This is a genomic window from Comamonas sp. 4034, assembly GCF_050434545.1.
Classification (GTDB): Bacteria; Pseudomonadota; Gammaproteobacteria; order Burkholderiales; family Burkholderiaceae_C; genus Comamonas; species Comamonas odontotermitis.
In genome coordinates this window covers 1-10,388 of record NZ_JBNDIT010000040.1, presented here as the reverse complement: position 1 = coordinate 10,388, position 10,388 = coordinate 1, and the positions used below count along the sequence as shown (strand labels likewise).

Genomic DNA, 10,388 nt, shown 5'->3' with positions numbered 1-10,388 from the left:
TGACGTTGGCAATGTCCACTCCCGTGCCGTCGCTTTTGACGCGCACTTTCACGTTGTAGTCCACCACGCGCTTGACGGGTACCAGTACTTTCATAGTCGCTATCCTCTAAAGTTAATCATCAAGAAGCCTGTCATCGCCCGTCCATCAAGCGCAAACAGCTATCAAATCAAAAGCATTCACCAGGCAGAATCATTCGGGCAGCGTCAGCACGCCCTGCGCCTTCAAGGCCTGCAGTTGCTCGTCGGTCATGTTCAGCAAATTCTGCAACACTTCGCGCGTGCCTTCGCCCAAAGTGGGTGGCGCATGGCGAATCGGAAGACGCTCGCCATCCATGCGATAGGGAGGCGCCATGACATGGGTCGATCCGGCCACCGGGTGCGGCATCTGCTGCACCACGCCGCTGTCCTGCGTGCGCTGTGAGGTGAGCGCCTCGTGCAGCCCCAGCACTTCGCCACCCGGGATTCCGGCTTTCTGCAGGCGAGAGAGCAAGGTGGCGCGCTCGAACGTGCCCAGCAGTTCGATGATCATCGGCAGCAGCAGCTTGCGGTGCTTGGCGCGCTCCACATTGGTGGCAAAACGCGGGTCTTCGACGATGTCGGGGCGCATCACCACCTGGCGACAGAACTTCTCGAATTGCGCGTTGTTGCCCACGGCAATGATCAGCGGCCCGTCCGACGCATAGAACATGCCGTAGGGCACGATGGACGGATGGGCATTGCCGTAGCGCTCGGGGTCCTTGCCCATCAGCAGCGCATCGAGCCCGTAGTAGCCCGTCACCATCACGCCGCTGTCGTACAGCGACATTTCGATCTGGCGGCCCCGGCCGGTGCGCTCGCGTGCAAACAGCGCAGCCAGCACGGCCTGCGCGGCGTACAGGCCGGTGGTCATGTCCACCACGGCCATGCCGAACTTCAGAGGTGGCTGGCTGGCTTCGCCGTTCATCGCCATCAGGCCTGCTTCGCCCTGCACCAGAATGTCGTAACCAGGGCGCGCGGCTTCTTCCGTGGCGGTGTTGTAGCCAGTGACCGAGCAGTAGATGATGTCGGGCTTGACGGCCTTGATCTGCTCATAGCCCAGGCCCAGCTTCTCGGCGCCACCGAACTTGAAGTTGTGGATCACCACATCGAACTGCGGCACCAGCTCCAGGATCAGCGCCAGCCCTTCGGGCTTTTGCAGATCGACGGTGATGGACCGCTTGTTGCGGTTCATGCTGTTGTAGTAGGTGGTTTCGGTCTTGCCGATGCGCAGGCCCCAGTCGCGCGTGTCGTCGCCTCGGCCAGGGTGTTCCACCTTGACCACATCGGCGCCGAAGTCGCCCAGCACCATGCCGCACAGGGGCCCGGCAAATACGCGGGAGAGGTCGAGCACCTTGACGCCGGTCAACGGCCAATCGGCGCTGGTTTGAGTTTGGGCTTCACCCATTTGCATGTCTCCTTGTGATGAAATCGTGCGCTAGCGCCCATCCCACCTACGCTATCAGCTATTGTTTTCGAATCTTCACGTAATCTGCCGGGCGTTTTTCCAGAAAGGCGGTGATGCCTTCCAGCGCTTCATCCCCGCCTTGCGCGCGCACCATCAACTCGGCTTCCATATCCAGCTGCGCTTCCAGCGTCTGGCTGTAGGCAGCGCGGCATAGCTGCTTGATGCTGCCCATGGCCATCAACGGTCCGCTGGCCAGCTGGGTGCCCAGGGCCACGGCCTCCTGCAGGGCAGCGCCAGGCTCGGTCAGGCGGTTGACCACACCCAGCTGCTGCATGCGCTCGCCGCTGACGCGGTCGCCGGTCAGGCACATCTCGGTCAGCAACTGGCGCGAGAGGTGTTCGGCCAGAAATGCCGTGGCGCCACCGTCGGGCGAGAGGCCCACTTTCACATAGGCCACCGAAAACACGGCGTTGCGCGCCACCACCATCATGTCGCAGGCCATGGCCAGCGACAGGCCCGCACCGGCTGCCGCGCCTTCCACGGCTGCAATCACCGGCTTGGGGCAGTCGCGCAGTGCACGTACCAGGTCGTGCAGGCCTTCGAGCAGTTCGCGGCGCTTTTCAATCGGTTGCTCACGGCGCGTGGCGATGCGACGCAGATCGCCGCCAGAGCAGAAATGCCCGCCCGCGCCGGTCAGCACGATGGCGCCCACCGTGGTGTCAGTGGCAGCGGTTTTGAGGGCCTCGGTCAAGCCCAGGTAGAAATCGGGCGAGAGTGCGTTGCGCGCGGCCTCGTTGTTGTTGGTGAGCACCAGCACGCCGCCTTCGCGGCGCGCCAGCAGCGCGGGTTGTGCGTTGCCTGCGGTGCTCATCAGGCGGCCTTGCGGGTATTTTGCGCAGCGCGCTCCTGGGCCTGCAGCTCCATGTAGCGCGCCAGGTGGTGGTCCATGTCGCCCAGTTGGTGGTCGATCATGATGAGGCGCTTGGCGTAGTGCGCCAGCGGCAGCTCCCAGGTCACGCCGATGCCGCCGTGCATCTGGATGGCTTCTTCCGCCATCAGGGTGCCGATCTGGCCCACGCTGTACTTGGCAGCCGAGAGCGCTTTCTCGCGCTCGATGGCGTCGGGGCTGTCGATCGCCGCAGCCGCGTTGATGACGGCCGAGCGCGCCTGCTCCGCCTCCAGCAGCATGTCGGCCATGCGGTGCTGCAGTGCCTGAAAGCTGCCGATGGGCACGCCAAACTGTTTGCGCGTGCGCAGGTATTCGAGCGTGTGGTTCTTGGCTACGTCCATTGCACCCAGCGATTCAGCAGCCAGCGCCAGCAGGCCGAAGCCGGTGATGCGCTCCAACAGGGCATGGCCTTCGCCCGCCTTGCCCAGCAGCGCATCGGCGCCTACCTTCACGTTGGCCAGCGCCACCTCGGCAGCATGACCTCCGTCAATACGGCCATAGCCACGGCGGGTGATGCCTGCGGCATCGCCCGGCACCAGAAAGAGCGAGATACCGGCCTTGTCGTCCATAGCGCCCGCCGTGCGTGCAGACACCAGCAGCAGTTGCGCCTCGTCGCCAAACAGCACCACGGCCTTGCTGCCGTTCAGCACCCAGCCGTTGCCGTCCTGCTTGGCCGTGGTGGCCACGCGGTTCAGCTCGTAATGGTTGGCAGGCTCGTCATGCGCCAGCGCCGCAATCGTCTCGCCGCCAATGATGGCTTCGAGCTGTGCCTTCTGCGCGTCGGTGCCCGCTTCGGTCAGCGCACGGCCCACCAGCAGCGCGCCCAGCAGGGGCTCGGCCACCAGATGGTTGCCCAGCGCCTCGAACACCACGCTGATATCCACGCCTTCGCCGCCAAAACCGCCGTCAGATTCCTTGAACAGCGCACCGATGGCGCCCAGTTCGGCCAGCTTGGCATAGGTTTCGGCGCTGAAGCCCTTGGCCCCGTACGCAGCCTTGTTGCGGTATTCGGTGCCGTACTGCTCGCTCAGGTAGCGGTTCAGCGCATCCGCCAGCATGCGGCGGTCTTCGTCCAGTTGAAAGTTCATAAAAATCTCCTTACAGGCCGAGGATCATCTTGGAGATGATGTTGCGCTGGATTTCGTTCGAGCCGCCAAAGATCGACAGCTTGCGGTAGTTGAAGTAGGCCGCTGCCGCAGTGGCCGCCTCCTTAGGCCCCACCGGTTCATCGGCGTATTCGGCAAACTGCGCCTCTTCGATATAGGGCAGCGCATACGGGCCCATGGCGCGGCGAACCAGCGACAGCAGTTCCTGGCGGATGACGGTGCCCTTGATCTTGAGCATGGAGCTTTCCGCGCCCGGCACACCGCCGCCTGCCACCGAGGCAATCACGCGCAAGTTGGTGGTGGCCATGTTCAGCAACTCGATCTCGACCTTGGCCATGCGGGTGGCGAACTGCGGGTCTTCGATCAGCGGCTTGCCATTGCGCTGCACGCGCTGGGCGATCACCTTGAGCTTTTCCAGCCCGGCCATCGAGAAGCCTACGCCAGCGATGCCGGTGCGCTCGTAGGTCAGCAGGTACTTGGCATAGGTCCAGCCCTTGTTCTCCTCGCCCACCAGGTTTTCCAGCGGCACCTTGACGTCGGTCAGGAAGACTTCGTTCACTTCCTTGTCGCCGTCCAGTGTGCGGATGGGGCGCACTTCCACGCCGGGCTGCTTCATGTCGATCAGCACGAAGCTGATGCCCTGCTGCGACTTGACCTCTTTGTTGGTGCGCACCAGGCAGAACATCATGTTCGCGTGCTGGCCCTGCGTCGTCCAGGTCTTCTGGCCGTTAACGATGTAGTGGTCTCCATTGCGCACGGCCGTGGTCTTGAGCGAAGCGAGGTCGGAGCCTGCGCCGGGCTCGGAGTACCCCTGGCACCACCAGTCGTCACCGTTCAGAATGCGCGGCAGCCAGTGGTTTTTCTGCGCGTCGTTGCCGTACTTGATCAGCACGGGGCCGAGCATCGACAAGCCGAACGGCACCAGGCGCGGGCCGCCTGCAATGGCACATTCATCGTCAAAGATGAACTTCTGCACGGGCGACCAGCCAGTGCCGCCATGCTCCTTGGGCCAGTGGTAGGCGAGCCAGCCCTTCTTGTTCAGGATGGCGTGCCAGTTTTCCTGGTCAAAGCGCGTCAGGCGCTGGCCTGCCTTCACCTTGGCGGCCAGTTCCTTTGGCAGGCTGTCTTTCAGAAACGCACGCACTTCGGCGCGGAACGCTTCTTCTTCGGGGGTAAATTGCAAATCCATTGCTATCTCCTCAGTAACCGTGGGCAGGCAAGGCCTGCACATCTCAAACTCTCCGCTGCACGATCTACGTGACGCCGAGCAAGGGCCGCCCCGCAGCGCCTCAAGGGGTCAATAAATCTCGAACAGGCCGGCCGCGCCCATGCCGCCGCCCACGCACATGGTCACCACGCCCCACTTCACTTTCTCGCCACGGGCCTTGCGGCGCTGGCCTTCGAGCAGGATGTGGCCCGTCAGGCGCGCGCCGGTCATGCCAAAGGGATGGCCAATGGAGATGGCGCCGCCGTTGACGTTGAGGCGATCCATCGGGATGCCCAGCTTGCGCTGGCAGTACAGCGCCTGCGAGGCAAATGCCTCGTTCAGCTCCCACAGGTCGATGTCCTGCACCGTCAGGCCGTGGCGCGCCAGCAGCTTGGGCACGGCAAACACCGGGCCAATGCCCATTTCGTCAGGCTCGCAGCCAGCAATGGCCATGCCACGGAAGGCGCCCAGCGGCGACAGGCCGAGTCGGGCGGCTTCCTTGGCTTCCATCAGCACGCAGGCGGCCGAGCCGTCCGACAGCTGCGAGGCATTGCCAGCAGTCACGAACTTGCCCGGCCCCTTGACCGGCTCCAGCTTGGCCAGGCCTTCAAGGGTGGTTGAGGGACGGTTGCAGTTGTCCATGGTGGCAACCACGTCCTTGTAGGTGACTTCGCCGGTTTCCTTGTTCTTCTCGGCCATGCGCGCGGCGCAGGGCACGATTTCGTTGTCGAAGGTTCCATTGGCCTGGGCGGCTGCCGTGCGCTGCTGGCTTTGCAGCGAGAACGCATCCTGGTCTTCGCGGCTGATGCCATAGCGCTGGGCCACCACATCGGCGGTGTCGATCATGGCCATGAAGAGTTCGGGCTTGTGCTCCACCAGCCAGGGGTCGGCGTCTGCCGGGTTGGTGTTGCTGGAGCGGATGAGCGAAATGCTCTCCACGCCGCCTGCCACCATGGCGGGCGCGCCATCCACAATGATGCGGCCAGCCGCAAATGCAATCGCCTGCAGGCCCGAGGCGCAGAAACGGTTGACCACGGTGCCGCCCACGCTGATGGGCAAGCCCGCGCGCACAGCAGCCTGGCGGCCGATGTTGCGGCCGGTGGTGCCCTCGGGGTAGCCGCAGCCCAGCACCACGTCTTCGATCAGGGCCGGGTCGATGCCAGAGCGCTCGACCGCTGCGGTGATGGAATACGCAGCCAGTTGCGCGCCAGGGGTGACGTTGAATTCGCCACGGTGCGATTTGGCCAGCGGCGTACGGGCGGTTGAAACAATGACGGCTTCACGCATTGCGTTGTCTCCTTGGGTCTGTTCGACCGTTGATTTTGATGTTTGATGCCGCCAGTGCTTGTTACATGCGCGCCAGCAGCTATTTTTTATATAGCAACCCAGGGTTTGGCGATTTGGAACGCCCCCGGGTTGCACCTCGGCGTCCTGGCCAGCCATTCCATGAATCCATCAAGCGAGCACGCGAAGGCAAGGCCGACAAGGTGATCGCTCGATTTAGAAATGGAATCAGACCGCCTTGTTCAGGCTCTCGAAGTTCTCGCCCTTCTCCACCAGCTCCACCAGCAGGGGCGAAGGCTTCCAGAACAGCGCGTCTTCCTTGGCGAACTCGCGGATGTCGGCCAGGATCTTGTCGAGGCCCACCATGTCGGCCCATTTCATCGGGCCGCCACGGAAACGCGGAAAGCCGTAGCCATACAGGAAGGTGACGTCCACATCGAGCGGGCGCAGCGCAATGCCCTCGCGCACCACGTTCGCGCCCTCGTTCACCATGGCGGCCATGTAGCGGCGCATGATCTCCTCATTGCTGAAGCTGCGGGGCGTGACACCGGCGCGCTGGCGTTCGGCATCGACAATGGCGAGCACTTCCGGGTCTTGCTGGCCAGCGCGCGCGCCTTGCGGATACAGGTAGTAGCCGCGCTGGGTCTTCTGGCCGAACCAGCCTTTTTCGGCAATCCGGTCAGCAATCTGCACGTAGCGGGCCTTGGGGTCGCGGGTGGCGGCCTTGCGCTTGCGCGTGGCCCAGCCAATGTCGCCGCCCGCCAGATCGGCCACCTGGAACGGCCCCATGGGGTAGCCGAACTCGCGCACGGCTTCGTCGATCTGGTAGGGCGATGCGCCGTCTTCCATCAGGTAGTTGGCCGCCTCGCGGTACACGGCCAGAATGCGGTTGCCGATGAAGCCATCGCACACACCGGCGCGCACGGGAATCTTCTTCATGCGCTTGGCCAGCTCGAAGGCGGTGGCCACCACATCGGCGCTCACCTTGGCGGGCACCACAATCTCCAGCAGCTTCATGATGTTGGCCGGGCTGAAGAAATGCAGGCCGATCACATCCTGCGGACGCGAGATGCTGGCGGCAATGGCGTCGATATCGAGGTACGAGGTGTTGGTGGCGATCACCGCGCCGCTCTTGCAGACCTTGTCCAGCTCGGCAAACACGGCCTTCTTGACGCCCATCTCTTCAAACACGGCCTCGATCACCAGATCGACCTGGGCAAGCGCCGCGTAGTCGGTGCTGCCGCTGTAGCGCGCCATGATGGCGGCCTTCTTCTCGGCCGTCATGCGGCCCTTGGCGATCAGGCCGTCGTAGACCTTTTCCACATTGGCCCGGCCACGGGCGATGGATTCGTCATCGCGCTCGACCATCACCACAGGAAGGCCTGCATCCAGCGCGGCCACGGTGATGCCCGCACCCATGGTGCCGCCGCCCACCACGCCAATGGTGTTCAGCGCGCGGGGTGCTGCGGCCTTGGCCTCGGGAATCTTGGCCGTTTCGCGCTCGGCAAAGAATGCGTGGATCAGCCCTGCACGTTGGGGGCTCTCCAGGCACTGGACGAACAGCTTGCGCTCGTTCTTCATGCCTTCGTCAAATGGCAGATCGAGCGCGCCCTGCACGCACTCGATGATCTTGCCGGGCGAGAACAGGCCACGGTTCTTCTTGGCCGATTCGGCCTTGGCGGCGTCCAGCTCGGCCTGCGCAGCTGCCTTGTCGGCCAGGGCTGCGGCTTCGCGGGTGCGGCGCACGGGGGCTTTGTCATCCAGCAGTTGGTTGGCGTAGGCAAGGCCCGCGCTGCGCGCGTCGGCACCCGCAGGCGCCACCTGGTCCACCAGGCCCATGGCCAGCGCCTCTTCGGCTCCGGCATGGCGGCCCGACAGCATCAGGTCCAACGCAGCCTTGACGCCAATCAAGCGTGGCGTGCGCTGTGTACCACCAGCGCCGGGCAGCAGGCCCAGTTGCACTTCGGGCAGGCCCAGCTTGGCGCCCGACACGGCCAGGCGGTAGTGGCAGGAGAGCGCCACTTCCAGGCCCCCGCCCAGTGCCGGGCCATGGATGGCGGCGATCACCAGCTTGTCGCTGCTCTCCAGCTGCATCAGCACATCCGGCAGGCTGGGCGGCATGGCGGGCTTGCCAAACTCGCGGATGTCGGCGCCCGCAATGAAGGCCTTGCCGCTGCCCACCAGCAGCACGGCCTTGACTTCATCATCCCCCTGGGCCTGGGCCACGGCATCGGCCAGTCCCTGGCGCACGGCCTGGCTCAGTGCATTGACAGGTGGGTTGTTGATGGTGACGACCAGCACGCGCCCTTCGCGGGCAGTGGTCACAACGGCGTTCTCTGCGCTCATGCATGTCTCCTGGGTATGAATGGAACCGAAGTTTCAACCCATTGTCAGCCACGGCAGGCTTATTTGACAATCACATAGATCATTGACAGACTGTCAAAGGAATTTGAACAATCACTTGCTTTATGGATCACTCCGCCCTGACACTGCTTGTGGAAATCATCGACGCAGGCAACCTGAGCCGCGCCGCTTCCAAGCTGAAGATGAGCCGCGCCAATGTCAGCTACCACCTCACGCAGTTGGAAAAGACCGTTGGCGTGCAGTTGGTGCGCCGCACCACGCGCCGGGTGGAGCCCACCGAAGTCGGCCTGCGCCTGTACGAACACGGCCACGCCATCCGCAACGAGCTGGCTGCGGCGGGTGAAACCATTCGCAGCCTGGGCAAAGGGTTGCAGGGCCGCGTGGGGCTGGCCGTGCCCAGCGGCTATGGCCAGTTGGTAATGACGGATTGGCTGATCGCCTTCAAGCGCCAATACCCCGACATCGTGCTGGACCTGATTTTCGAGAACCGCGTGGACAACCTCGTGCGCGATGAAGTGGACATTGCCGTGCGCGTGCTGCCCACGCCGCCCGACAGCCTGGTGGCGCGCCACATGGGCGAGATGAACTACGTGGCCTGCGCCAGCATTGACTACGCTCGCCAGAACATGCTGCCCCAACAGCCCGAGGACTTGCGCCATGTACCGCTGATCACCAGCGGCGTCGTCGGCAAGCAGTTGCTGGTGCGCGCCTACCAGGGCGAGCTGCGCAAGGAGATCCGGCTGGAGCCCACCTTGATCTCCGAGCACTTTCCGTTTCTGCGCCAGGGCATCATGGCCGGGCTGGGCGTGGGCATCGTGCCCGATTACGTGATCCGCGCCGAGGTGGAACGCGGCGAAGTCGTCACCACCCTGCGCGACTGGCGGCTGAGCATCTTCGGCAACAACATGTACCTGCTGTGGATGCCCAACCGCCACCAGACCAAGGCCGTGCGAACGATGATCGACTTTCTGCTGGAGCGGGCCGAGGCGGAGCGCCCTGCCTGAGCCCGCGAAAAACTATCAAAACAATAGCATCAAGCGCCCACTGGGTAAGCGCCAGGATTGCTTTTTGCATCAATCTCAGCTGCAATCACAGCAGAATACAGTCTCTGACCTCGGGCTTGGCCGTGCGCGGCGGCTCGCCCACCATCTCCAGCACCGAAGATTCGATCGTGTAGCACAGGCTGCCCAGGGCCAGGTCATTGGCGGCCAGGCCAAAGGGGTGCTCCAGCTCGGCGCCCAGGGCCTCCAGCGCAAAGAAGGTGTAGCCCAGAAAACAAACGATGACCGGCGTCATCGGGCCGATCGTGTCCAGAAGGCCAAAGGGCAGCAAAAAGCAGTAGATGTACACGCAGCGGTGCAGGATGACCGAATAGGTGAACGGAATCGGCGTGCCCGAAATGCGCTCGCACCCACCCACCGCATTGCCCAGGCGTGCGAGCGATTGCTCCAGCGCGGGCACCACGGCCACCGCCACCTTGCCGCTGCGCAACTGCTCGCCCACCCACTCCTGCACCAGCAGCAGCGCCATCGCGGCGGGAAAACGCGCACCGGCAACGCGCTCCACATCGCCCGGCGGCAAGAAGGCCGAGAGCTCGGTGCGTGCATCGCTCTCGCGCAACTGGTGCTTGAGCGCATAGGCAAATGCACACAGGCGCTGTGCCAGCAGCTTTGCATGGGCCCTGTCACCTGCCTCGTCACCCACCACGGCCAGCGCCTGCGCCGTCAGGTGGCGGCTTTCCACCAGCAGCACGCCCCACAGGGTGCGGGCTTCCCAGAACCGGGCATACGAGGTGCTGTTGCGAAAGCCGAGAAAAATCGCCAGCGTCAGGCCGATCAACGAGAAAGGCACGAAGTTCAGCGACACCTTCCAGTCCAGGATTGAGCCGTGGATCACGGTAACGACGATGGCCAGCACCGTGATGGTGATCAATTGCGGCAGGATCACCGGCAGGATGGAACGGCTTTGTTGCACAAATCCGGGCCGCAGCGGTAGTAGGCTCGGATGATGAGTGAGACGAACTGGGGTCGGCGCAAGTACCGCACCACAAACTGG

Annotated in this window: 8 protein-coding genes and 1 pseudogene; 1 reads left to right on the top strand and 8 read right to left on the bottom strand. The window is 63.8% G+C overall.

All coding sequences use genetic code 11. The features are described from left to right. The 7 genes and pseudogenes from ABIE32_RS21405 to ABIE32_RS21375 form a co-directional block, all read right to left on the bottom strand. Positions 1 to 94, bottom strand: a pseudogene (locus ABIE32_RS21405) (electron transfer flavoprotein subunit beta/FixA family protein); the annotation flags it as partial. Between the two features lie 96 nt (positions 95 to 190). Next, positions 191 to 1,423, bottom strand: a complete 1,233-nt coding sequence (locus ABIE32_RS21400; protein WP_429019279.1) for a CaiB/BaiF CoA transferase family protein — start codon at positions 1,421 to 1,423, stop codon at positions 191 to 193. A 58-nt stretch (positions 1,424 to 1,481) separates the two neighbouring features. Beyond that, positions 1,482 to 2,294 carry an oxepin-CoA hydrolase, alternative type gene (locus ABIE32_RS21395; protein WP_429019276.1) on the bottom strand — a complete coding sequence of 271 codons (813 nt, stop codon included), beginning with the start codon at positions 2,292 to 2,294 and terminating at the stop codon, positions 1,482 to 1,484. Beyond that, the gene (locus tag ABIE32_RS21390; RefSeq protein ID WP_429019273.1) at positions 2,294 to 3,460 is read right to left on the bottom strand and encodes an acyl-CoA dehydrogenase family protein; all 1,167 of its coding nucleotides are present in this window, start codon (positions 3,458 to 3,460) and stop codon (positions 2,294 to 2,296) included. The genes ABIE32_RS21395 and ABIE32_RS21390 overlap by 1 nt, the downstream gene beginning before the upstream one ends. A gap of 10 nt (positions 3,461 to 3,470) precedes the next feature. Beyond that, positions 3,471 to 4,667, bottom strand: coding sequence for an acyl-CoA dehydrogenase family protein (locus ABIE32_RS21385; RefSeq protein ID WP_224150074.1), 1,197 nt, complete (start codon positions 4,665 to 4,667; stop codon positions 3,471 to 3,473). A gap of 108 nt (positions 4,668 to 4,775) precedes the next feature. Continuing rightward, positions 4,776 to 5,972 carry an acetyl-CoA C-acyltransferase gene (locus tag ABIE32_RS21380; RefSeq protein ID WP_429019271.1) on the bottom strand — a complete coding sequence of 399 codons (1,197 nt, stop codon included), beginning with the start codon at positions 5,970 to 5,972 and terminating at the stop codon, positions 4,776 to 4,778. 225 nt (positions 5,973 to 6,197) lie between these two features. After that, positions 6,198 to 8,315 (bottom strand): 3-hydroxyacyl-CoA dehydrogenase NAD-binding domain-containing protein, encoded by a 2,118-nt coding sequence (locus ABIE32_RS21375; protein WP_429019268.1) that lies wholly within the window; start codon positions 8,313 to 8,315, stop codon positions 6,198 to 6,200. Between the two features lie 122 nt (positions 8,316 to 8,437). Between ABIE32_RS21375 and ABIE32_RS21370 the strand changes: the two genes are divergently transcribed. Beyond that, a complete protein-coding gene (locus ABIE32_RS21370; protein ID WP_224150077.1) occupies positions 8,438 to 9,337 on the top strand; it encodes a LysR family transcriptional regulator in 900 nt (299 codons plus the stop codon). Positions 9,338 to 9,422: 85 nt separating this feature from the next. Here the strand turns inward: ABIE32_RS21370 and ABIE32_RS21365 are convergent, their stop codons facing one another. Beyond that, positions 9,423 to 10,307 carry a bestrophin family protein gene (locus tag ABIE32_RS21365; RefSeq protein WP_429019266.1) on the bottom strand — a complete coding sequence of 295 codons (885 nt, stop codon included), beginning with the start codon at positions 10,305 to 10,307 and terminating at the stop codon, positions 9,423 to 9,425. Positions 10,308 to 10,388: the final 81 nt, after the last annotated feature.